This window comes from Methylobacterium oryzae, from assembly GCF_036441375.1.
GTDB classification, from domain to species: Bacteria; Pseudomonadota; Alphaproteobacteria; order Rhizobiales; family Beijerinckiaceae; genus Methylobacterium; species Methylobacterium oryzae_A.
In genome coordinates, this window is the sequence record NZ_MLCA01000001.1 from 1,112,444 (window position 1) to 1,134,326 (window position 21,883).

Here is a 21,883-nt window from a genome sequence, read left to right on the forward strand (position 1 = left end):
TGCGGGGCGGCGCGGGACGTCGCGCTCAGCAGGCGGCGACGTTGACCGCGAGGCCGCCGAGGGAGGTTTCCTTGTACTTGGCCTGCATGTCGTGCCCGGTCTGGCGCATCGTCTCGATGACCTGATCGAGGCTCACGAAATGCACCCCGTCGCCGTGGAGGGCGAGGGAGGCGGCCGCCACCGCCTTGTTGGCGCCGAAGGCGTTGCGCTCGATGCATGGGATCTGGACGAGGCCGCCGATCGGGTCGCAGGTCATGCCCAGATGGTGCTCCATGGCGATCTCGGCGGCGTTGGCGACCTGCCGCGCGTCGCCCCCGAGGACGGAGGCGAGCCCGGCGGCCGCCATGGCGGCCGCGGAGCCGACCTCGCCCTGGCAGCCGACCTCGGCGCCCGAGATCGAGGCCCGGCGCTTGATCAGGCCGCCGACCGCGGCGGCGGCGAGGAGGTAGTCGCGGCCGCGCGCCTCGCTCCAGCCGGGATAGAAGTCGACGATGTAGCGCAGCACCGCCGGCACGATCCCGGCCGCGCCGTTGGTCGGCGCCGTGACGATCCGTCCGCCGGACGCGTTCTCCTCGTTCACCGCCAGGGCGAACAGGCTGATCCAGTCCATGATCTCGTGGGCCGGCCGGCTGTTGGAGAGGCGGTTCGCGTCGAGGGTCTCGTGCAGGCGCTTCGCGCGCCGCCGGACTCTGAGGCCGCCGGGCAGCTCGCCGTCCATGCGCAGGCCGCGACTGATGCAGGCCAGCATGGCGTCCCGGACGGCGTCGAGCCCGGACTCGATCTCGGCCTCGCCGCGCAGGGCGCGCTCGTTGGCCATCTGGACTTGCGGGATGGTGAGGCCGGTCTCGGCGCAGATGCGCAGGAGGTCGGCGCCGCTCTCGAACGGGTGGGGCACCGCGACGGCGTCGAGGCCGCCGGTCTCCGCCGCCCCCTCCTCCTCGACGAACCCGCCGCCGACCGAGTAGCAGACCACCTCCTCCAGCACGGCGCCGTCGGCGTCGTGGGCGCGGAAGCGCATGCCGTTGGTGTGGCCGGGAAGGACCTCGGTGAAGTTGAACAGCAGGTCCTTCGTGGTGTCGAAGGCGACGCCCGGCAGGCCGGTGGCGCCGGTCTCGGCCAGGGCCCGCGTGTAGCCCGCCACGGCGTCCGGATCGACGGTCGCGGGCTCGTGGCCGAGCAGGCCAAGGAAGATCGCCACGTCGGTGCCGTGGCCGCGCCCGGTCCAGGCGAGGGAGCCGAAGATCTCCGCGCTCACCCGCGCGACGCCGGGCCGCCCGGCGACGCGGTCGCGGAAGCGGCGCGCGGCCACCATGGGTCCGATCGTGTGGGAACTCGACGGGCCGATGCCGATCTTGAACAGATCGAAGGCGCTGATCATCGCGCGGCGGCTCTCTCCAGCGGGCCGACCCCAAAGGCGGCCTCCTGCAGCAAGCCATACACGTAGGTCGCGAAGGACCGCCAGCACTCCACCCGGTATGCCGGGACCGGGCCGGGGCGACGGATCAGCACGATCTCGGCCTTGCCGAAGAGCGTGCGGGTGGCGCTGCCTGCCGGGAAGGCGGCGTCGCCGAGGTCGAGGGGGCAGCCGGCATTGAGGGCGATCGCAGCCGCCGCGCCGCGGACGTCGATCCCGACATTGCGGTGCGACACGTCCACGAGGGCGTGCGCCCGGCCGGCGAGGTCGGCGATCGCGGCGGCGGCCAGGATGTCGGCATCCGTCTCGGCCGCGCCGATCAGCCACTCGTCGGGACCCAGACGTGCGATCCAGCGGGTCTCGTCGCCCGACACGGTGTTGATCGGGCGGTCGAGGGGGAGGCCGGCCGCCGCCACGAGCGGGCCGCGCAGGCGCAGGGAGAAGCGCGCCTCGGCCGCGGCCGGCCGGATCAGGAGGCCGGCGCCGGCCGGCGCCGGGAGGCCGGCGCCGGCCGGCGCCGGCGCGTCGGTGCGGCCGAGCGGGAGCGCCCGGGCGGTGCGGTAGCGGGCCTCAAGCATGGATGCGCTCCCCCTTGGGATCGAAGAACACCGGCTCGGCCACGGTGGCGGTGGTGAAGCCGTCCGGGGTCGTGACGTGGAGGGTCTGGCCGAGCAGGTCGCGCCCGCCCGCCACTAGGGCCAGCGCGATGGAGCGCTCGCAATTCGCGCTCCAGTAGCTCGACGTGACGTGGCCGAGCATCCGCATCGGGATCGGCTGGTTCGGGTCGGCGACGATTTGGGCGCCCTCGTCGAGGACGCAGCTCGGGTCGTCGGTGACGAGCCCGACGAGCTGCTTGCGGCCGGAGGCGACCACGTCGGGCCGGGCGAGTGAGCGCTTGCCGACGAAGTCCCTCTTCGCCTTGGCGATCATGCCGGCCAGTCCGACATCGTCCGGGGTGACGGTCCCGTCCGTCTCCTGACCGACGATGATGTAGCCCTTCTCGGCCCGGAGCACGTGCATCGTCTCGGTCCCGTAGGGGGTGATCCCGTGGGGCCGTCCCGCCTCCATGAGCGCCTCCCAGACCGCCAGCGCGTGGTCGGACGGGACGTTGATCTCGAAGCCGAGCTCGCCGGTGAAGGAGACCCGGAACAGGCGGGTCGGCACGCCGCAGAGCGTGCCGGATCGCATCGCCATGTGCGGGAAAGCCTGAGGCGACAGGTCGATGCCCTCGACGAGCGGCGCGATCACCTCCCGCGCCCTCGGGCCCTGGAGGGCGATCACCGCCCACTGCTCCGTGGTCGAGGTGAGGAACACCTGGAGGTCCGGCCACTCGGTCTGGAGGTAATCCTCCATGTGGGCCAGGACCCGGGCGGCGCCGCCCGTGGTGGTCGTGACGTGGAAGCACTCCGGCGACACGCGCGCCACGACGCCGTCGTCGAGGATATACCCGTCCTCCTTGAGCATCAGGCCGTAGCGGCAGCGACCCGGCTCCAGCTTCGCCCAGGGATTGATGTAGAGGCGGTTCATGAACTCGGCCGCGTCCGGGCCGACGATCTCGATCTTGCCGAGCGTCGAGGCGTCGAAGATGCCGACGCCCGCGCGCACGGCCCTGCACTCGCGGGCGACCGCCGCGTGCAGGTCCTCGCCGGGCTTGGGGAAGTACCAGGCGCGCCGCCACAGGGCGACGTTCTCGAACAGGGCGCCGTGCGCCTCCGCCCAGCCGTGGATCGGCGTGGTGCGGATTGGGTCGAACAGGGCGTGGCGCGCCGGGCCGACGAGGGCGCCGAAGGTGACCGGGGTGTAGGGCGGCCGGAAGGTTGTCGTCCCGACCCCGGGGAGCGCCTTGTCGAGCTGCCCGGCGACGATGCCGAGGGCGTTCATGTTCGAGGTCTTGCCCTGGTCGGTCGCCATGCCGGTCGTGGTGTACCGCTTGACGTGCTCGATCGATTGGAAGCCCTCGCGCACCGCGAGCTTGATGTCCTTCGCGGTGACGTCGTTCTGGAAGTCCACGACGGCGCGGACCTTCGCGGGGTCGGCGTCGGTCGGCATGATCCGGACCGGCTGGAAACCCGTCGGCGTCGGCGTCGCCGTGAAGGGGCGCCGCTCCGCGGAGCCGGCCGCCGCCGCACCCGCCGCGTCGCCCTCGGCGAGGCAGGCCGCGAGGTCGTAGGTCCCCCTGGCCGCCCCGGCCGAGCGCTCGGCCTGGGCCGAGGTCCCGGGCAGGAAGGCGTCGAGGGCGGGATCGTAGGCGAGCTTGCCGCGGGACTGCGAGAACAGGTGGACCGCGGGTGTCCAGCCGCCCGACATGCCCACGCAGTCGCAGGCGAGACGGCGACGGCGGCCGCACCGGCCGTCGCTCCCGATCGGCGCCACGAGCAGTCCCGCGACGCGCGACCGGCCCGTGGACCCGACCACGGTGTGGCCGGTCAGCACGGTGATCCCGGCTGCCCGAAGGCGCGCCGGCTCGGGCCCGCAATCGGCCTCGAGGCGCAGGTCGACCAGGGTCACGTCGGCCCCCGCCCGCTTGGCGTCGAGGGCCGCCACGTAGGCCGAGGCGCCGCTGGTCGCGAACACGATGCGCCGTCCCGGCAGGACGCCGTAGCGGTTGATGAAGACCCGCACGCTCTCGGCAAGCAGGATGCCCGGGCGGTCGTTGTCGGCGAAGACCAGCGGCCGCTCGTGGGATCCGCCGGCGAGCACGACCTCGCCGGCGCGCACCTGCCAGAGCCGCTCGCGGGGGGCATTCGCGGCCCCGGCGGGCAGGTGGTCGGTGACGCGCTCGGCCAGCGCGACGTGGTTGTGGTTGTAGTAGCCGAAGGCCGTCGTGCGCGGCAGCAGGACGACGTTCTCCCGCCCGTCGAGGTCGGCGAGGGCGGCCTTCAGCCACTCCGCGGCGGGTCGGCCGTCGATCTCGGAGGTCACGTCGTGCAGGAGGCTGCCGCCGGGCTCCGCACCCTCGTCGGCGACGATCACCCGCTTGCCGGTCCTCGCCGCCGCCAGTGCCGCCGCGAGGCCGGCCGGCCCGGCGCCGACGATCAGGACGTCGCAATGGGCGTGGCGGTTGGCGTAGCGGTCCGGGTCGGCCTCGGTCGGCGCCTTGCCGAGACCGGCGGCGGAGCGGATGAACGGCTCGTAGACCCGGTCCCAGAACGTCCGGGGCCACATGAAGGTCTTGTAGTAGAACCCCGCGACGAAGACCGGCGAGAGCAGGTCGTTCACGGCGCCGACATCGTACCGCAGGGACGGCCAGTGGTTCTGCGACCGGGTCTTGAGGCCCTCGCGCAGCTCCACCACCGAGGCGCGGTTGTTCGGGTCGACCCGGCCGGGGCCCCGATCCACCGAGAGCAGGGCGCTCGGCTCGTCGGGGCCGTGGCTCAGGATGCCGCGGGGCCGGTGGTACTTGAACGAGCGCCCGACGAGGTGAATGCCGCTGGCGAGCAGGGCCGACGCGACGGTGTCGCCCTGGTAGCCCTCGACGGTGCGGCCGTTGAAGCTGAAGCGGACCGGGCGCGCGCGGTCGATGCGGCCGCCCCGGGCCAGTCTGAACGGCTGTGCCATCACGCCCTCGCCTCGGTGTCGGTGGAACGGGAGGGCGCGGCGCCCGCGGGGTAGGTCTCGAGGAAGCGGTCGCTCACGGTGTCGCGCAGGGCGTTGAACCAGCGCCCGCAGCCGTGGGCGTGGTTCCAGCGCTCGGCGTGGACGCCCCGCGGGTTCGCCCGCACGAACAGGTGCTCGGCCCAGGCAGCGTCGTCGAGGGCGGCGGGGTCGGCCGGCCGGGCGACGTGCGCCTGGCCGCCGCAGCGGAACTCGGTCTCGGGTCGGTTCCCGCAATACGGACAGGCGATCAGCAGCATCGGGCGTCTCCTCGATGGGACGGGTGGTCGCCGGTCAGTGCGCGACGGCCGCCGCGGCGGCCTCGTCGATGAGCCGCCCGGTGCGGAATCGGTCGAGGGTGAAGGGCGCGTTGATCGCGTGGGGCGCGCCGGTCGCCAGGGTGTGGGCGAAGACGTGGCCCGAGCCCGGCGTCGCCTTGAAGCCGCCGGTGCCCCACCCGCAATTGACGAACAGGTTCCGCACCGGGGTCTTGCCGATGATCGGCGAGCGGTCGGGCGTGACGTCGACGATCCCGCCCCAGGAGCGCAACATCCGCATCCGGGTGAATTGCGGGAAGAGCTCGCAGATCGCGTCGAGGGTGTGGGTGGTGATGTGGAGCCCGCCCTGCTGGCTGTAGGACGTGTACTGGTCCGTGCCGGCCCCGATGACGAGCTCGCCCTTGTCCGACTGCGAGATGTACGCGTGGACCGCGTTGGACATCACCACGCAGGGGAAGACCGGCTTGACCGGCTCCGAGACCAGGGCCTGGAGCGGGTAGCTCTCCAGGGGCATCCGCACGTCGGCCATCGCCATGACGGTCGAGGTGTGCCCGGCCGCGACGACGCCGATCCGGCCGGCGCCGATGAAGCCGCGGGTCGTCTCGACACCGATCGCCGCCCCCGAGGCGTCCCGGCGGACGCCCTTCACCTCGCAGTTCTGGATGATGTCGACACCGCGGGCGTCGGCGCCGCGGGCGTAGCCCCAGGCCACCGCGTCGTGCCGGGCGGTGCCGGCCCGGCGCTGCAGGGCGCCGCCGAGCACCGGGTAGCGGAGGTGGCCGCCGATCTCGAGGGGCGGGCAGAACTCCTTGCACGCCTCCTTCGACAGCCACTCGTTGTCGATGCCGTTGAGGCGGTTGGCGTAGACGTGCCGCTTGAAGCTCTGAACGTCGTGGATGTTGTGTGCGAGCATCAGCACGCCGCGCTGGGAGAACATCACGTTGTAGTTCAGTTCCTGCGCCAGGCCTTCCCAGAGCTTGAGGGCGTGCTCGTAGAGGGCCGCGCTCTCGTCGTAGAGATAGTTGGAGCGGATGATCGTGGTGTTGCGGCCCGTGTTGCCGCCGCCGATCCAGCCCTTCTCCAGCACGGCCACGTTGGTGATGCCGTGGACGGTCGCGAGATAGTAGGCCGTCGCCAGGCCGTGGCCGCCGCCGCCGACGATGACGACGTCGTAGGCGGCCTTCGGCTGCGGATCGCGCCACTGGCGGCCCCAGCCCTGATGGCCCCGGAGCGACTCCGAGAGCAGCGATGTGAGGGAGAAGCGGCGCATCGGTGAGCCCCCTTGGATGATCGATCATCGGCGCGCCGACCGGCACCGGCTTTCTCGACGGCGACCGCGAGTTTGCGATTTGCGACGCCCTGTTCCGCCGCTCTCCCGGAGCTGGATTCGTCGGTCGTTTCTCGCCTCAGCCGGTTGTGATCGGCGCGGACTTACCTTTGAATGGTTCTCGGCTAATCTGTCCCCGGGGGACGTCGATGGACCGGATCAGCACGGAATGTCGGGCATCGGAGACGACATCGGTCGGCTTCATGCTCGTCGCCCAGTTCTCGATGATCGCCTTCTCGTCGGCCATCGAGCCCCTGCGCCTCGCCAACCGGGCCGCGGGCCGGGAGCTCTACCGGTACTCACTCTGGTCGGAGCGCGGAGACGGGTGCACCGCGTCGAACGGCGTCGAGGTCAAGGTGTCGGGCGCTTTCGGTGAGGCTCAGAGCCTCGACATGCTCATCGTCTGCGGCGGCATCGACATCCACCGGCACGACCACCGGGCGCTGAACGCGAGTCTGCGCCGCAGCAGCACTCGCGGCGCGGCAATCGGCGCCGTCTGCACCGGGACCTACGTGCTGGCGAAGGCCGGTCTCCTCGACGGGTACCGCGCGACGATCCACTGGGAGAATCTCGCGAGCCTCGCCTCGGAGCACGATGCCCTGGAGATCGGCTCGGACCTGTTCGAGATCGACCGCAACCGCTTCACCTGCGCGGGCGGCACCGCGGCGGCCGACATGATGCTCTCGCTCATCGTGCGCGAGCACGGGCCGGACCTGGCCTCGAACGTCGCCGAGCAGCTGATCCACCACCGCATCCGCGAGGCCGGCGAGCGCCAGCGGATGGACCTGCGGATGCGCCTCGGCGTGGCGCATCCCAAGCTCCTGCACGTCGTCGGGCTGATGGAGGAGACCTTCGCCGAGCCCCTCGGCAGCCAGGAACTCGCGGATTCTGTGCGCCTGTCGAAGCGCCAGCTGGAGCGGCTGTTCCTGAAGTATCTCGGGCGCTCGCCCGCGAAGCACTACCTGCGCATCCGACTCGAGCACGCCCGGCACCTGATCCGCCAGACGGCGATGCCGCTGCTCAGCATCGCCATCGAGTGCGGCTTCGCCTTGGCGTCACACTTCTCGAAGGCCTATGTCGACCATTTCGGGCGCCCGCCGAGCGCGGAGCGCAAGCGCACCGGCGGCACGATCGGGCGCGGGCCGGGCGCCGCGGAGGTCGCGCTCGCGAAGGCGGGGGCCTAGGTCGGGTGCGCTGGTATGCGCGGCGCAACGATCGGCGGCGGGCGCGGCGAACCGGGCGCATCCGTCGGTCCCTTTGCTTCGAGCACGTCTCCGGAACGATGGCGCAGGGTGATCCGATCGCGGAAACCGTTGAAGCGCCAGATTTTTCCGTCGAGGCCTATCGGGTAGTTCTCGTGTGTGATCGTGTCGTGGTTCTCGAGCAGCCAGTCGATCGAGACCCCGCTCACGCCGTCCCGCGCATGGGCGGACGCGCCCGCAACGGGCGCGTCGGTCCCGGTCAGAAATAGTAGCCGATGCTCATGATGAAGCGGGACTTCCAGCGGTTGTCGCCGCCCATGGCGAGGCCGCTGCTGAACTGGCCGGCGCCGACGTAGGGATCGTTCCGGCCGAACACCCCCTCCGTGTAGATCACGAGGTTGGGGTCGGCGGTCAGGGTCCAGGCGCTGCCGAGGATGAAGCGCTCGCTCGCCTTGAAGCGCGCCTTGTCCTTGTAATAGGCGCTGTAGCCGACATACGGGACCGCCGTGAACGGGCCGATCGGGTCCGCGATCTTGTAGGTCACCTCGGCCGAGACGAAGTTGCCGTGGGTCGCCATATTGTAGGAGAAGTCGAAGCCGCCGACGGTGATCTGGTCGTTGCGGGTCGGGTTCTTCGGGCTGATGTCCTGGCGGACGTAGATCGCCTTGAAGCCCCACGGTCCGGAGGTGCCGAGCACGTGCACGCCTTCGAGCTGTTTCGACCCGGTCGATCGCGTGTCGAAGTTGTAGACCTCGGAGTGCCAGAGCGAGCCGCCGATCGCGAACGAGGTGACGTCGTTCTTGAAGAGGAAGTACTCGGCGCGGCCGATGAACATGTTCTCTTCGGCGTTGCGGCTGCCGCCAAGCACGTAGCTGTCGGCCTTGACGATGTTGGTCGAGTAGCGGGCGCTGTCGACGCTGGCGCCGATCGCGTTGGGATTGGCGCCCGGATAGTAGGCGAGCTGATAGTTGAAGTCCGGCTCGACGTGCGCGTATTTCACGCCCAGATTGTAGACCTCCTCGATGCCCATCGTGAAGCCGAGTGTCTCGATGAAGCTGGCGCCGAAATACGGCACCAGGCCGAAGGGCACTTGGTTCATGCCCGCGGTGATGCTGTCTTCCTTGGTGAATTTGTAGCCGAGATAGGCGTAGAGCGGGAAACTGACCTCGCCCGGGAAGCCGCGGTAGCCGTTGCGCGGGCCGTAGATCGAGCTGCCGCCGTAGAAGCGGTACTGGGCGGCCCCGAAGATCGTGTCGGAATCGTAGGCCGCCTTCAGCGCCAGGGTGTCGAAGTCGAAATGCTCCGAGGCTTTCGGTGTGCCGACGCGGTCGACGTCGTCGAACCGCCAGTCGTAGCGGGCACGGATCGCGCCGCCGAAGGTGAATTTCTCGGACGGGCTGGCGGCCAGGACGGGCGTCGGGTCGGGCACAGCCACCGGCTGCTCCCGGTTGAGCCGCGTCGGCTCGGCGTCGATTTCCTGCGCGCCCTGTCCCGGCCCGCTCTGCCCCTGCGCGCGCGCCGTCGTACCGCACAGCATCGTGGCAGCCGTACAGGCAGCCAGGACGGCGCTGTATCCTTTCAGCATGGTAGTGCCCCCGAATTTTAGGTCGCCGTAGTTCCCGTGGCGGGTGTTTTTCTTGGTTTTATCGGGTTGAACTGAGTTCTTATTTCAGCCAGCTGTCGACTGTGGCCCGGTTCTCCGCGATCCACTTCGCGGCGGTCTGATCCGGCTTGACGCCGCGCTCCTCGTTCTGCGCCATCATGGCTTCTTCGTCCTTGATGCCGAGCTTGAACTTCTCGAGGATCGCGTAGACCTCGGGGAGATCCTCCTTCAGTCCCTTGCGGACGATGGTGTTGACGCTCTCGTCCTCGCCGAAAGTCTTCTTCGGATCGGTGAGGTATTTCAGCTCGTAGCGGGCGAACATCCAGTGCGGCGTCCAGCCGGTGACGACGATGTCCTTCTTCTGCCGGATCGCGTTCTTGAGGGCGCTGGTCATCGTGGCGTCGCTGCCGTCCACGAGCTTGACCGGCAGCCCGTAGGCCTTGATGGCGGCCTCCGAGCTCTTCATCACTCCGGCGCCGGGGTCGATGCCGATCACCTTGCCGTCCACCTCGGCGGCCCTGGTCTTGAGATCCTCGATCGAGGTGAGCGGCGAGAAGGCGGGCACCACCCAGCCGATCTTCGCCCCAGTCACGTTCGGCCCGAGCAGGTCCAGGCGGTCCTTGAGCTTCTCGTAGTAGGCGGCCTGCGTCACCGGGAGCCACGCCGCGACGCTGGCATCGGCGTCGCCCGTGGCCACCGCCTGCCACATCGCGGCCGCCGCGAGCGGGACGGCCTTCACCGTGTAGCCCTTCTCCTCCAGCACCTGCTTGAGGATCGTCGTGGCGGCGACGGCGTCGGCCCATTCCACGTAGGCCAGCCGGACCTGCTTGGTCGCGGCTTCGGCGGCGCTCTGGGAGAGCGCGAGGCAGAGGAGGACGGTGACGGTTCGGACGCGCATCGCTGGACCTTTCAGGGCGGGACGGAGCGGAGACAATCGGCGCGCGGCAGGCTGGCACCCGGCCAGTCCGGGCGCCGCGTGCGAGGGTCCCGCGGCGGCCTCTGTGAGGTGATGACCGTCAGGCCGAGCCCTGCGGGCGGGCGCGCGCGGCGAGGGCCTGGGTGAAGCGATCGAGGATCACGGCGAGGATCACGATGCCGAGCCCCGCCTCGAACCCGGCGCCCGCCTCGAGGCGCTGGATCGACTGCCACACCTCGCGCCCGAGGCCGCCGGCCCCGATCATCGCGGCGATGACGACCATGGAGAGGGCGAGCATCATCGTCTGGTTGACGCCGGCCATGATGGTCGGCAGCGCGAGCGGCAGTTGCACCTTCAGGAGCTTCTGCGTCGCCGAACCGCCGAAGGCGTCTGACGCCTCGACCAGTTCCGCCGGCACGTTGCGGATGCCGAGCGTGGTCAGACGGATCACGGGCGGCACGGAGAAGATGATGGTCGCGAAGCAGGCCGAGACCGCGCCGAGGCCGAAGAAGGGCAGCGCCGGGATGAGGTAGACGAAGCTCGGCAGCGTCTGCATCATGTCCAGCACCGGCGAGAACACCTTCCAGGCCCACCGGCTGAGGGCGAACCAGATCCCCACCGGGATCCCGATCAGGAGCGCCATCACGGTCGCGAGGCTCACGAGGACCAGGGTCTCGATCGTGGACTGCCAGAGCCGGAGATCCCACAGGAACAGGAGCCCGGCGAGCGTGAGGAGCCCGACCTTCCGCCCGGCGATCCTGTAGGTCGCCAGCGCCGCCACCGCGATGATTGCCCAGGGCGGCACGGAGACGAGGCCCGTGGTCAGCGTGTCGATCCAGTTCGAGACCGAGCGGCTGACGGCGCGGGTCAGCCAAGCGCCATGGTCGGTGAGCCAATCGAGCCCGTCGTCGCTGAGCGTGTCGAGGGGAAATTTCGGGACGTTCCAGTCCATCCTTCCGCTCCTGTGGGCTTTTGAAAGGGGGCGGCGCTCACCGCTGCCCGGCCGTGCGTGCCCGGGCGCGCCGCCAATGCGCGGACGATGTCCCGGCTCGTGAGGGTGCCGATCAGGCGCCCGTCCTCGGCGACGACCGCCAGGGAGCCCTCGTCGGCGACCCGGCCCATCACCGCGTCGAGACGGATGCCCGCCGTCACGGTGACCGGATCCAGATCGAGGAGGCCCGACACGGTCTCGCCGGCACGGGCGGCGGCGAGCCTGTCGCGCCGGATCCGCCCGACGAAGCGGCCCTCCGGATCGGCGACGAGCCACGCATCGGCAGTATCCGCCGCCACCGTCGCGCGCGCCTCGGCCGCGGTGAGCGTCGGCGCCAGGACGAGGGAGTCCCGGTTCGCCACGTGCTCGGTCCGCATGACCGCGGACAGGTCGATATGCTCCACGAAGCGCGCGACGTAGTCCGTCGCGGGGCGCGCCACGATCTCCTCGGGCTGACCGATCTGGACCACCTCGCCGTCCTTCATCAGGACGATGCGGCCACCGAGAGCGACGGCCTCGTCGAGGTCGTGGGAGACGAAGACGATCGTCTTCCTGAGCGTGCGCTGAAGGTCTCTCAGCTCGGCCTGCATGTCCCGGCGGATCAGCGGATCGAGGGCGCTGAAGGCCTCGTCCATCAGCAGGATGTCGGCATCGGCCGCGAGCGCGCGGGCGAGGCCGGCCCGCTGCTGCATCCCGCCGGAGAGCTCGTGCGGATACTTGTGTTCCCAGCCCTTCAGGCCGACGAGGGCGATGGCCTCCATCGCGCGGTCGTTGCGCTGCCGCGGGGGGAGCTTCTTGATCTCCAGTCCGAAGGCGACATTCGACACGATGGTGCGGTTCGGCAGGAGGGCGAAATGCTGGAAGACCATGCCGAAGGTCTTCTGCCGGAACGCCAACAGGTCCTTCCGGCCGAGGCGCGTGACGTCGACGTCGTCGACCAGGATGCGCCCGCTGGTCGGCTCGACGAGCCGGTTCATGCAGCGCAGCAGCGTCGATTTCCCCGACCCGGACAGTCCCATCAGGACGAGGATCTCGCCCTCGACGACGTCGAAAGAGATGTCGCAGAGACCGACGACCGCGCCGCATGTCTGGGCGATGTCGGCCTTCCGTTTCCCTTCGGAGATCAGCGCGATCGCCTCGGCATGGTTGGCGCCGAAGATCTTGCTCACTCCCGCTAAGGTAATACGACCCATGTGGTTACGACCTCTGCGATCTAATGCATTTTTCCAGTCGTCGCTTCTTGCCCTGAGCCGGACGAGCCTTTTATCTTTGACAATGAAAAGCTACCGGCAGGCCTTTCGCGGGCTTGCCTTTCTGCGACGCTTTCTGGCCGTAAGACGACACGTCTGGAATTTTACCGTCATGAATTCACAATGCACCGCAGCATTGGCACGGAATTAGACAGGTCTGAGAACTTATTGTGCAGGAACGGGCGCGTTCCTTTGCAGGCACGAGGGGCGCTGGACCGTGCCTTGTCCTGGGCGTTCGCCGCCCGCCTCGCCCACTGGGACGGCAGCGTCGGCTCGGACTGAGCTGACGCTCGCCTCCACGGTCGCGGCGGCCGTGGAGGCCGCTCCCCGCGGGCCCGGAGCGGTCAGCCTGGCCGCACGGTCGACGGAGCCCCCGCGCTGCGTGTGCGCTCCCGGAGCCTCGTCGCGCGGCCGCTCAGTGCGGCTTGTCCAGGAACGACAACCGCGCCGGTGCCGGCGCGCCGCAGAATGGGTGTCTCGCCTATGGGCGAGGAGCCGCGACAGCTGGTGTGCCGGTCATCGGCGCCATCGGGCAGGTTCGGGCAGGTTCGGGGATGAGGAAGCCGCATCGGCCGAGCGCCTGACTCGGCGGCCGCGATGGGCTACGAGGCGTCCAGCCGAAGCGATGGGCGCCTGGATGCGGTTAGAGATCGAGCGGAAGTTCCTCGTGGCAGGCGATGGCTGGCGCGCCGCGTCCACATCCATTCGGCACCTGAAGGACGGCTTGGTCGGTCATTTCGCGCGCGGGAAGGTCCGGGTGCGCCTCGACGGCGAGCGCGCCTGGATCACGGTCAAGGGCGCGCGCGAAGGCATCGCCCGGGCGGAGTTCGAGTACGAGATCCCGCACGCCGACGCCGCCGCCATGATCGATCAGGTGTGTACCGGCAACGTGATCGAGAAGACCCGGTACTGCATCCCGCATGGCGGCCTGACCTGGGAGGTCGACGTCTTCCAGGGCTCGCTGGCCGGGATGGTCCTGGCGGAGGTCGAGCTCACGCGGGCCGATCAGTCCTTCAGCAAGCCCGCTTGGCTCGGCGAGGAGGTGACCGGCGATCTGCGGTTCCGGCAATCCACCCTGCTCCATCTCTGCGGCGAAGCCGGCCGGCCGATCACGATGGACGACGTGCTGCGGCTGCCCGTTGCCGCGTAGCGGACGCGGGGACCGAACCGCGCTGCTCTTGCCGGGCGATCGCCGGTGCGATCGGGCCGGTGTCGATCCTCGCCTTCCCTGAGCCCAGCAACTCGACAGCCCAGCAGCGCGATGATGCGGGGGCCGCCGCCCGCCGCTGCGTGCGAGGACGAGGGCGGGACCTGATCGCGGCCGGCGGCGATTCGGCGTCGGTGCCCCTCGATGACCGATCCGTCCCGGTCGCTCCGCGCGGAAGCCGGATGGTCTGACCGGCCGCCGACTGCCCGGCTCCGGCGGCGCCGGCCGACTTCGATTTTCCAGCCGGACCGGATAGGGGTCGCACCGGCGGCCCGCGCGGCGACGGTTCCGTCGACCGCACCGGCCACCGCTCGGCCGACGTTCCACCCCGTGGGGACCGGCGTCCCCGAGAAAGCTGCTCATGGATCAGGCGAAGCCCAGTCGCGGAACATCGATCGCGCGGGCGGGGGCGGGGCGGACCGGCTACGTCACGGTCAGAGGGGCGCGCGAGCACAACCTGCGCGACGTCGACGTGGAGATGCCGCGCGACGCCCTCGTCGTGTTCACGGGCGTCTCCGGATCCGGCAAGTCCTCGCTCGCGTTCGGCACCCTCTACGCGGAGGCTCAGCGCCGCTACTTCGAATCGGTCGCGCCCTACGCGCGGCGGATGATCGACCAAGTCGGCGTCCCCGACGTCGATTCCATCGAGGGACTCCCTCCGGCGGTCGCCCTGCAGCAGCAGCGCGGCACGCCCAGCGCGCGCTCCTCGGTCGGCAGCGTCACGACCCTGTCGAGCCTCGTGCGCCTGATGTACTCGCGCGCCGGCACCTATCCGCCCGGCCAGCCGATGCTCTACGCGGAGGACTTCTCGCCGAACACGCCGCAGGGCGCCTGCCCGTCCTGCGGCGGCCTCGGGCGGGTCTATCAGGCGACGGAAGCCTCGATGGTGCCGGACCCGTCGCTGACGATCCGCGAGCGCGCCGTCGCGGCCTGGCCGCAGGCCTGGGGCGGCCAGAACCTGCGGGACATCCTCGTGAGCCGGGGCGTCGACGTCGACACGCGCTGGAAGGATCTGCCCCGGACACTCCGGGACTGGATCCTGTTCACGGACGAGCAGCCGCAGGAGCCGGTCTATGCCGGGCTGTCGCCCGAGCAGACGCGGCTCGCTCGCCGCCGCGGCCTGGAGCCGAGCTACATGGGCACGTTCACGAGCGCCCGCCGCCACGTTCTCGGCACCTTCACGAACTCGCAGAGCGCGCTCATGCGCCGCCGCGCCGCGGGCTACCTCGTCAGCGAGGACTGCCCCGCCTGTCACGGCAAGCGCCTCAAGCCCGAGGCGCTGTCGGTCACGTTCGCGGGGCTGGATATCGGCGCGCTGTCGCGCATGCCGCTCTCCGCGCTCGCCGAGGCCCTGCGACCGGCGGCCGAGGACCGGCAGCCCGACGACCACGTCGCGCCGGCCGCCCTCGACCGCGCGGTGGGCCGGCGGGACCGCGCCNACCGCGCGGTGGGCCGGCGGGACCGCGCCGAGCGGGCCGCGTCCGGCGGCTCGGCCCATGCGGGCGCCCCCGACGTCCGCGTCACGCCGAACCTGTCGATCGAGAAGCGCCTCGCCGCCCAGCGGCTGGCCACCGACCTCATCGGGCGGATCGGGACGCTCGCGGATCTGGGCCTCGGCTATCTCTCGCTGGATCGGGTCACCACGACCCTATCGTCGGGCGAGCTGCAGCGCCTCCGTCTCGCGACCCAGTTGCGCTCGCAGCTCTTCGGCGTCGTCTACGTGCTGGACGAGCCCACGGCCGGGCTGCACCCTGCCGACGGGGACGCCATGCACGAGGCTCTGGCCGGGCTGCTGGCCGCGGGCAACTCGCTCTTCGTCGTCGAGCACGATATCGGCACGATGCGCCGCGCCGACTGGCTCGTCGATGTGGGGCCGGCCGCGGGCGAGAACGGCGGCACGATCCTCTACAGCGGGCCGCCGGAGGGTCTGCGGGACGTCGAGGCGTCGCGGACGCGGCTCTACCTGTTCGGGCTCGCGGCGGCGGCCCCGCGGCCGTCGCGGGTGCCCGCGGGCTGGCTGCGCCTGGACGGCATCGTCCGCAACAACCTGCGCGGCGTCTCGGTCCCCTTCCCGATCGGGTGTCTCACGGCCGTCACCGGCGTCTCGGGCTCCGGGAAGTCGAGCCTGGTGAGCCAAGCCCTGCTCGAACTCGTCGGCGAGCACCTCGGCCGGCCGGTCAAGACCGAGGACGAACCGGATGATCCGCTGGATGAGGCGCCGGGTCCGACAGAGGGCCGCATCGCCGGCGGGATGGACGGGATCGGGCGCCTGGTGAAGGTCGACCAGAAGCCCATCGGTCGCACCCCGCGCTCGAACCTCGCCACCTACACCGGCCTGTTCGACGCGGTCCGCAAGCTGTTCGCTTCGACCCCCGAGGCTCGCGATCGCCGCTACGATGCGGGCCGCTTCTCGTTCAACGTGGCCAAGGGGCGCTGCCCCGCCTGCGAGGGCGAGGGCTTCGTGAGCGTCGAGCTGCTGTTCATGCCGAGCGTCTACGCCCCCTGCCCGACCTGCCACGGCACGCGCTACGCGCCGGAGACGCTGGAGGTGACCTGGAACGGGCTGAGCATCGCGGACGTGCTCGCCCTGACCGTCGACCGGGCCTGCGCGGCCTTCGCGGAGGAGCCGTCCGTCCTGCGGCCGCTCACCGTGCTGCGCGATCTCGGCCTCGGCTACCTGCGGCTGGGGCAGCCCGCGACCGAACTCTCCGGCGGAGAGGCCCAGCGCATCAAGCTCGCGACCGAACTGCAGCGCGGGCAGCGCGGCGGCACGCTCTACGTCCTCGACGAGCCAACGACGGGCCTGCACCCGACCGACGTCGACCGCCTCATGGTCCAGCTCAACGGTCTGGTCGATTCGGGCAACACCGTCGTCCTGGTCGAGCACGACATGCGCGTCGTCGCCCAGGCCGACCACGTCATCGACATGGGTCCCGGAGGCGGCGACCGGGGCGGCACCGTCGTGGCCGCGGGCCGGCCCGACATCGTCGCCGCGAACCCCGCCAGCCGCACGGCGCCCTACCTGCGCGAGGAACTGACCGTCTTCGGCGATGCGGCGCGGCCGGTGGGCTGAGATCGGCCGGCCGGAGCCCGCCCCGGGCATGCCGGGCTGTGCCGGGGGCGCGCCGCCGCTCGCTCGCGCCGAGCCTCGGAGCGGGCGCAGCCATCCGTTCGCCGGGCCAGGCCGATGGTGCTCCGCGTCGGGAAGCGCGAAGACGCGCTGCGATGCAGTATCGATTAAAGTGGTGTTCGTGGGATCAGTATTGAGGCGCCGGAGTTTCAGTACTTACTGCTGAAGATACCGGAGAATCCCCATGGGTCTCACTGCCTTCGCCGTGTTCGTCATCCCGTGGGTCGTGCTCGCGGTGTTTCTCACGCGGTCCCCCTCGGTTCTTCGTCTGGGTGCTGCCCCGGCACCGTGGCGGTACATCCCGACCCATCGAGAGCTGGCCCGGGCCGACCGTCGCGCGATGCACCCGCACGACCGGCGCCCTTCGGAGGCGGGCCTGATCTCGGGCCGAGACCCGCACAATCGGACTGAGGCGCCCGCGGGCGGTGCGCTGGGCACGAGCGTCGAGCCCACCGAGCCGGATGACAAGCTCAGCTAGCGGGTCTTCCCGGAGCGGCACGGCCCGACCCGGAGGGCCGCGTCGGTTCGCGTCACGGTGGCCTGCAACGGCCGGAGCGGCCGCCGTCACGCACCCGCGGCAACGTGCGGCTTGCAGTAGCTGTCGCGGACGGCGGGGATGTGGTCGTAGCCGTCGACCGTGCAGAAGTACGTGCACACCAGCCAGGCGGCCAGAGCGACGCAGAGAACGCCATTGTAGAGCCACAGGCCGACCACGCGCCGGCTGGGCAGGCTCGGCAGTCCGACGACGGAGCCCGGGACCCAATCGACCGCGAAGACGATCGTGCAGACGGCACCGAGCACGCCGGCCATCATCACTGCGAGGGCGGTGGACGTCATTCCGCTTTCCAATCGCGGTACCTGAGACAGGAACATGGCGGTGCGCCGGGGCGCGCGCGACGCCCCGTGAGGACCTTGCGCAGCCGAACGCCCGTCACAGCTCTCTCCTGGCCCACCGATCCACCCCACACCAGCTAACCGGGAAGGTAGCGACGAGTCGATATCGTGCGACGCGCGGCGTCGTCACCCGACGCGCTGCCTGCGCATGTAATCTGAGGATTGCGGAGCCGAGACGTTCGGCGACGTGCCTGGAAGGCTTGGTGGGCGCACTAGGGTTCGAACCTAGGACCCGCTGATTAAGAGTCAGCTGCTCTACCAACTGAGCTATGCGCCCGATCGCGTCTGCGACCGCCCGGTGGCCACCAAGTCCGTCCGGGGTGGCGGGCTGATACCAACGCGGCGGGGGCGTGTCCACCCCCGGCCGCAGCTTTTTCTCATTCCGCCGCCGCATGCTGTGCATGCACGCGCACGGAATGGGCCGACAGCTTGTTCAGCGCAGAGAGATACGCCTTCGCGGAGGCCACCAGCGTGTCCGGATCGGCGCCGCGGGCGGTAACGCTGCGCTCGCCGTCCCGCAGGCGCACCGAGACCTCCGCCTGCGCGTCCGTCCCGCCGGTCACGGCGTGGACCTGGTAGAGTTCCAGCTGCGCCTCGTGCGGCACCAGGGCCGAGATCGCGTTGAACACCGCGTCCACAGGCCCGTTGCCGTCCGCCTCCTCGATGCGCGTGCCGGTCTCGTCGGCGATGCGCAGCGTCGCGCGCTGCGGCCCGCGAGTGCCGGCGATGACCGACAGGGAGACCAGCCGGATCCGGTCGTGGGCCGTGGCGAGGTTCTCGTCGACCAGCGCCTCGATGTCCTCGTCGTAGACGTGCTTCTTCCGGTCGGCGAGCGCCTTGAACCGGTCGAAGGCGTCCTGGAACTGGTTGTCCGACAGGTGCAGTCCGAGATCCTCCAGCTTGGAGCGGAACGCCGCCCGGCCGGAATGCTTGCCCATCACCAGGGAGGTCTTGGTCAGCCCCACCGAGGCCGGCGTCATGATCTCATAGGTCTCGGCGTTCTTGAGCATGCCGTCCTGGTGGATGCCGCTCTCGTGCGCGAAGGCGTTGCGGCCGACGATCGCCTTGTTGAACTGCACCGGGAAGTTCGTGGCGTGGCTCACGAGCTTCGAGGCGCGGGTCAGCATGGTCGATTCGACGCCGGTCTCGTAGGGCAGGACGTCCGCGCGGGTACGCAGGGCCATCACGATCTCCTCGAGCGCGGCGTTGCCGGCCCGCTCGCCGATGCCGTTGACCGTGCACTCGACCTGCCGGGCGCCGCCCTCGATGCCCGCCAGGGAATTGGCGATCGCGAGGCCCAGATCGTTGTGGCAGTGGACCGAGAACACGGCCTTGTCGGCGTTCGGCACGCGCGCGCGGACATTCGCGAACATGTCGCGGTACTCCGACGGCGTGGCGTAGCCGACCGTGTCGGGCAGGTTGATCGTCGTGGCGCCGGCCTTGATCGCCGCCTCGACGCAGCGGCACAGGTAGTCGAGCGGCGTGCGCGTTGCGTCCATCGCCGACCATTCGACGTCCTCGACGAGGTCGCGGGCCTGGGCCACGGTCTTCAAAATGATCTCGACGACCTCGTCCTGGCTCTTGCGCATCTGGTGCGCGAGGTGGATCGGCGAGGTCGACACGAAGGTGTGGATCCGCGCGCGCTTGGCGTGGCGCACGGCCTCGCCGGCCCGGGCGATGTCGGCGGGGATCGCCCGGGCGAGGCCCGCGATGGTGGCGCGCTTGGTCCGGCGGGCGATCTCCGAGACCGCCTCGAAATCGCCGTTCGACGCGATCGGGAACCCGGCCTCGATGATGTCGACGCCCATCGTGTCGAGCAGCTCGGCGACCGCGAGCTTCTCGTCGAAGGTCATGGTGGCGCCGGGGCACTGCTCGCCGTCGCGCAGCGTGGTGTCGAAGATCAGGATCCGGTCGCGGGCGGAGGCGGTGCTGGTCGTGGTCATGGCATTACCCTGTCGCGGGCCGCCCGGCACGTGGTGGCGCGGCGCGGCGTGGTGCCCTCGCGGGCGGATTCGCGAATGAAAGAACTCCCCTGAAGGCCCAGGCGCGCGCCCGGACGGCCCTCAGGGGCGGGTAAGCAGAAGCGGAAGAAGGAGCCCGGAGCGGCGCGCACGGGACCGAAGCGCCGTAGAGGCGGCGCGGGCGGTCTCGATCGCTGAGCCGGCTCTGGCCAAGGCTCGTCTCTCCTGTCGGCGACCCGCGCGGGACGTTCTCACGGCGCGGTGCCGCCCGTAGGTATCCCCGCGGCGGCCGGAACACAAGCGAGACCGGCGTCAGGACGCGCAGGCCGGGACGGTCCCGGCCGGCGGCGCCGCGAGGATCGCCGCCGCGAGATCGTCGTAGAACAGCATCTGCCCGGCGGCCCAGGCCTCGTATTCCGCCAGCAGCGTCGGGTCGAGGGCGGCGAGGCGGCCGCCGGAGATTCGGATCCATCCCGCGGCCTCCGCCTCGCCGAGCAGATTGCCGATATGGGCCCGCGACACGTCCAGCCGCTCGGCGAGGCCGCGCAGGCTGAGCGGAATCGCCGCCGGCGCGCCTGGGATCGTGGCGGCGTAGTGGGCCCCGACGAGGGCGGTGAGCAGCGGGTAGCCGCAATCCCGTTCGGCGAAGTGGAGCACCCGCGGGAACGGCGCGATGAGCGTGCCGTGCCGCAGCACGTGGGCGGCCGACCGGCAAACGAGTTCCCCGAGCCGGTCGGGCCCGTCGAGTTGCGCGGCGCGGCCCGGAACGCGACGCGCCACGACGTCCATGGCGGCGGCGAACAGGCGCCCGCTGCGAGCGATCTCGGACACCAGGGACGGCGCGGCCTGCAGGCATTTCACGCGCCCGTCGCCCCGATCCGCCACCGCGGTGACGTATCGCCCGGCCTTCAGGGCCGACACGAAGCCGGCCGTCTGCCGGCGACTCAGGCCGACCATCGCCTGGAGGGCGGTCAGGGTGGGGCGCGGGCCGCCGTGGTGGCGCCACGCGTAATCGTTGTGGATCAGCATGAACGAGACCACGTAGCGCGCCATCTGATTGAGCAGCTTGTGGCTCGGCCAAACAATCTGCGACGGCTCGACCATGCCGTGGCAGTAACCGGCGACCGCTCGACGGAACGCGCGCTCGGATCGAAGCAGTGCGATGCGCGTCCGGAAATGATCGTCCAACATCCGTGCCCCGCGTCAGCCGGACCTCGACCTACGGGATGCCCCGCCGGACCGCGCGGGTCCAGAATTTCCTGCAAAGTTTGGACTCGGCGGCGAAGAACGGGCGGGGATACGAGTCGCTGTGCTTGTCTCCGCGCCGACGTGACGAGCGGTCCGCCGGGCTTGGCCGGCGTGGAACGCGAAGGGATTGTCCACCGTGTGCGACCTCCATCGACCTTCCCTCTCCCGACGCGGCCTGGTGGCGGCCGTGGCGGCCGGCACCGTTGCGGGCGCCTCCGCCGGGATCCGGCGCGCCGAGGCGGCCCCCGACGGGGCGCGATCGAACGCCATCGCGCCCGATGAGGCGCTGGCGCGGCTGCGCGATGGCAACGGTCGCTACGTCGCCAACACGCCGGCGAACCGTGACTTCTCGGCCGGTCGCGCCGCGCGGGCCGCCGCGCAATACCCGATCGCCTGCATCGTCGGCTGCGGCGATGCCCGGGTCGCCCCGGACTTCATCTTCGACCAGGGACCGGGCGATCTCTTCGTCGTCCGCGTCGCCGGAAACTTCGTCACCACCGACGGCCTCGCCAGCCTCGAGTACGGCGTGTCGGTCCTGGGCGCGCCGCTGATCCTCGTCCTTGGCCACTCCGATTGCGGGGCCGTGAAGGCGACGATCGACGTCATGAAGACCGGGGCCGCGCTCCCCGGCCATCTCCCCGCGCTGATCGACGCGATTCGCCCGGCGGTGGACCTGTCCGAGAAGGCGCGGGCGCAGGATCCCCTCGCCGAGGCAGCCGCCCAGAACGTCCGGCACAGCGTCCGGCGGCTCGAGCAGGCCGGGCCGATCATCGCGGAGGCCGTCACGGCGCAGCGGGTGAAGGTCGTGGGCGGCTTCTACGACATCGCCACGGGCCGGCTCGCGCTCCTCTGAGCGAAACGCGGTCGG

The 21,883-nt window shown here is 70.7% G+C and carries 18 protein-coding genes and 1 tRNA gene; 5 read left to right on the forward strand and 14 right to left on the reverse strand.

The window, feature by feature from the left end; genetic code table 11:
- Positions 1-25 precede the first annotated feature (25 nt).
- Genes MOTC310_RS05315 through MOTC310_RS05335 form a run of 5 tightly spaced genes read right to left on the reverse strand, consistent with a single transcriptional unit; the run spans position 26 to position 6,556 of the window.
- Positions 26-1,378: an L-serine ammonia-lyase gene (locus tag MOTC310_RS05315; protein WP_331290427.1), complete on the reverse strand. Its 1,353-nt coding sequence runs from the start codon at positions 1,376-1,378 to the stop codon at positions 26-28.
- On the reverse strand, positions 1,375-1,992 hold the full coding sequence (locus tag MOTC310_RS05320; protein WP_331301037.1) for a sarcosine oxidase subunit gamma: 618 nt from the start codon (positions 1,990-1,992) through the stop codon (positions 1,375-1,377). The genes MOTC310_RS05315 and MOTC310_RS05320 overlap by 4 nt, the downstream gene beginning before the upstream one ends.
- Entirely contained in the window at positions 1,985-4,972 is a 2,988-nt protein-coding gene (locus tag MOTC310_RS05325; protein ID WP_331301038.1) for a sarcosine oxidase subunit alpha family protein, read from the reverse strand. The genes MOTC310_RS05320 and MOTC310_RS05325 overlap by 8 nt, the downstream gene beginning before the upstream one ends.
- Positions 4,972-5,268, reverse strand: coding sequence for a sarcosine oxidase subunit delta (locus tag MOTC310_RS05330; RefSeq protein WP_331290430.1), 297 nt, complete (start codon positions 5,266-5,268; stop codon positions 4,972-4,974). Before MOTC310_RS05330 ends, MOTC310_RS05325 begins: the two co-directional genes overlap by 1 nt.
- A gap of 34 nt (positions 5,269-5,302) precedes the next feature.
- A complete protein-coding gene (locus tag MOTC310_RS05335) occupies positions 5,303-6,556 on the reverse strand; it encodes a sarcosine oxidase subunit beta family protein (protein ID WP_331301039.1) in 1,254 nt (417 codons plus the stop codon).
- Between the two features lie 206 nt (positions 6,557-6,762).
- On the opposite strand from MOTC310_RS05335, the gene MOTC310_RS05340 reads away from it, so the two are divergent.
- On the forward strand, positions 6,763-7,797 hold the full coding sequence (locus tag MOTC310_RS05340; RefSeq protein ID WP_331301040.1) for a GlxA family transcriptional regulator: 1,035 nt from the start codon (positions 6,763-6,765) through the stop codon (positions 7,795-7,797).
- Here the strand turns inward: MOTC310_RS05340 and MOTC310_RS05345 are convergent.
- From MOTC310_RS05345 to MOTC310_RS05365, 5 genes are all read right to left on the reverse strand, one after another.
- Entirely contained in the window at positions 7,794-8,024 is a 231-nt protein-coding gene (locus tag MOTC310_RS05345) for a hypothetical protein (protein WP_331301041.1), read from the reverse strand. The genes MOTC310_RS05340 and MOTC310_RS05345 overlap by 4 nt on opposite strands.
- A gap of 50 nt (positions 8,025-8,074) precedes the next feature.
- Positions 8,075-9,400: a hypothetical protein gene (locus tag MOTC310_RS05350; protein WP_331301042.1), complete on the reverse strand. Its 1,326-nt coding sequence runs from the start codon at positions 9,398-9,400 to the stop codon at positions 8,075-8,077.
- Positions 9,401-9,479: 79 nt separating this feature from the next.
- On the reverse strand, positions 9,480-10,316 hold the full coding sequence (locus MOTC310_RS05355; RefSeq protein ID WP_331290434.1) for a glycine betaine ABC transporter substrate-binding protein: 837 nt from the start codon (positions 10,314-10,316) through the stop codon (positions 9,480-9,482).
- A 118-nt stretch (positions 10,317-10,434) separates the two neighbouring features.
- Complete coding sequence (locus tag MOTC310_RS05360; protein ID WP_331301043.1) at positions 10,435-11,286, reverse strand: ABC transporter permease; 852 nt, start codon at positions 11,284-11,286, stop codon at positions 10,435-10,437.
- Positions 11,202-12,518, reverse strand: coding sequence for a quaternary amine ABC transporter ATP-binding protein (locus MOTC310_RS05365; protein WP_331301044.1), 1,317 nt, complete (start codon positions 12,516-12,518; stop codon positions 11,202-11,204). The genes MOTC310_RS05360 and MOTC310_RS05365 overlap by 85 nt, the downstream gene beginning before the upstream one ends.
- Positions 12,519-13,212: 694 nt before the next feature.
- Here MOTC310_RS05365 and MOTC310_RS05370 point away from each other — a divergent pair.
- From MOTC310_RS05370 to MOTC310_RS05380, 3 genes are all read left to right on the forward strand, one after another.
- Positions 13,213-13,725, forward strand: a complete 513-nt coding sequence (locus MOTC310_RS05370; RefSeq protein WP_331290907.1) for a CYTH domain-containing protein — start codon at positions 13,213-13,215, stop codon at positions 13,723-13,725.
- Positions 13,726-14,143: 418 nt separating this feature from the next.
- Positions 14,144-16,855, forward strand: a complete 2,712-nt coding sequence (locus MOTC310_RS05375) for an excinuclease ABC subunit UvrA (RefSeq protein ID WP_331301045.1) — start codon at positions 14,144-14,146, stop codon at positions 16,853-16,855.
- Between the two features lie 241 nt (positions 16,856-17,096).
- Complete coding sequence (locus MOTC310_RS05380) at positions 17,097-17,390, forward strand: hypothetical protein (protein ID WP_331301046.1); 294 nt, start codon at positions 17,097-17,099, stop codon at positions 17,388-17,390.
- Between the two features lie 86 nt (positions 17,391-17,476).
- Here MOTC310_RS05380 and MOTC310_RS05385 read toward each other — a convergent pair whose 3' ends face one another.
- From MOTC310_RS05385 to MOTC310_RS05400, 4 genes are all read right to left on the reverse strand, one after another.
- Entirely contained in the window at positions 17,477-17,749 is a 273-nt protein-coding gene (locus MOTC310_RS05385) for a hypothetical protein (protein ID WP_331301047.1), read from the reverse strand.
- A 258-nt stretch (positions 17,750-18,007) separates the two neighbouring features.
- A tRNA-Lys gene (locus MOTC310_RS05390) sits at positions 18,008-18,083 on the reverse strand.
- A gap of 100 nt (positions 18,084-18,183) precedes the next feature.
- Positions 18,184-19,749: a 2-isopropylmalate synthase gene (locus MOTC310_RS05395; RefSeq protein ID WP_331301048.1), complete on the reverse strand. Its 1,566-nt coding sequence runs from the start codon at positions 19,747-19,749 to the stop codon at positions 18,184-18,186.
- 330 nt (positions 19,750-20,079) lie between these two features.
- The gene (locus tag MOTC310_RS05400; protein ID WP_331301049.1) at positions 20,080-20,958 is read right to left on the reverse strand and encodes a cyclic nucleotide-binding domain-containing protein; all 879 of its coding nucleotides are present in this window, start codon (positions 20,956-20,958) and stop codon (positions 20,080-20,082) included.
- Positions 20,959-21,151: 193 nt separating this feature from the next.
- Here MOTC310_RS05400 and MOTC310_RS05405 point away from each other — a divergent pair, with 193 nt between their 5' ends.
- Positions 21,152-21,868 carry a carbonic anhydrase gene (locus MOTC310_RS05405; RefSeq protein ID WP_331301050.1) on the forward strand — a complete coding sequence of 239 codons (717 nt, stop codon included), beginning with the start codon at positions 21,152-21,154 and terminating at the stop codon, positions 21,866-21,868.
- The last annotated feature ends 15 nt before the right edge of the window (positions 21,869-21,883 follow it).

Bases quoted from the DNA above. Each gene is read 5' to 3' on its own strand.
- MOTC310_RS05315 (WP_331290427.1), bottom strand. From the start codon at position 1,378: ATGATCAGCGCCTTCGATCTGTTCAAGATCGGCATCGGCCCGTCGAGT.
- MOTC310_RS05365 (WP_331301044.1), bottom strand. From the start codon at position 12,518: ATGGGTCGTATTACCTTAGCGGGAGTGAGCAAGATCTTCGGCGCCAAC.
- MOTC310_RS05325 (WP_331301038.1), bottom strand. From the start codon at position 4,972: ATGGCACAGCCGTTCAGACTGGCCCGGGGCGGCCGCATCGACCGCGCG.
- MOTC310_RS05355 (WP_331290434.1), bottom strand. From the start codon at position 10,316: ATGCGCGTCCGAACCGTCACCGTCCTCCTCTGCCTCGCGCTCTCCCAG.
- MOTC310_RS05335 (WP_331301039.1), bottom strand. From the start codon at position 6,556: ATGCGCCGCTTCTCCCTCACATCGCTGCTCTCGGAGTCGCTCCGGGGC.
- MOTC310_RS05400 (WP_331301049.1), bottom strand. From the start codon at position 20,958: ATGTTGGACGATCATTTCCGGACGCGCATCGCACTGCTTCGATCCGAG.
- MOTC310_RS05360 (WP_331301043.1), bottom strand. From the start codon at position 11,286: ATGGACTGGAACGTCCCGAAATTTCCCCTCGACACGCTCAGCGACGAC.
- MOTC310_RS05330 (WP_331290430.1), bottom strand. From the start codon at position 5,268: ATGCTGCTGATCGCCTGTCCGTATTGCGGGAACCGACCCGAGACCGAG.
- MOTC310_RS05320 (WP_331301037.1), bottom strand. From the start codon at position 1,992: ATGCTTGAGGCCCGCTACCGCACCGCCCGGGCGCTCCCGCTCGGCCGC.
- MOTC310_RS05385 (WP_331301047.1), bottom strand. From the start codon at position 17,749: ATGACGTCCACCGCCCTCGCAGTGATGATGGCCGGCGTGCTCGGTGCC.
- MOTC310_RS05380 (WP_331301046.1), top strand. From the start codon at position 17,097: ATGGGTCTCACTGCCTTCGCCGTGTTCGTCATCCCGTGGGTCGTGCTC.
- MOTC310_RS05350 (WP_331301042.1), bottom strand. From the start codon at position 9,400: ATGCTGAAAGGATACAGCGCCGTCCTGGCTGCCTGTACGGCTGCCACG.
- MOTC310_RS05395 (WP_331301048.1), bottom strand. From the start codon at position 19,749: ATGACCACGACCAGCACCGCCTCCGCCCGCGACCGGATCCTGATCTTC.
- MOTC310_RS05340 (WP_331301040.1), top strand. From the start codon at position 6,763: ATGGACCGGATCAGCACGGAATGTCGGGCATCGGAGACGACATCGGTC.
- MOTC310_RS05370 (WP_331290907.1), top strand. From the start codon at position 13,213: ATGCGGTTAGAGATCGAGCGGAAGTTCCTCGTGGCAGGCGATGGCTGG.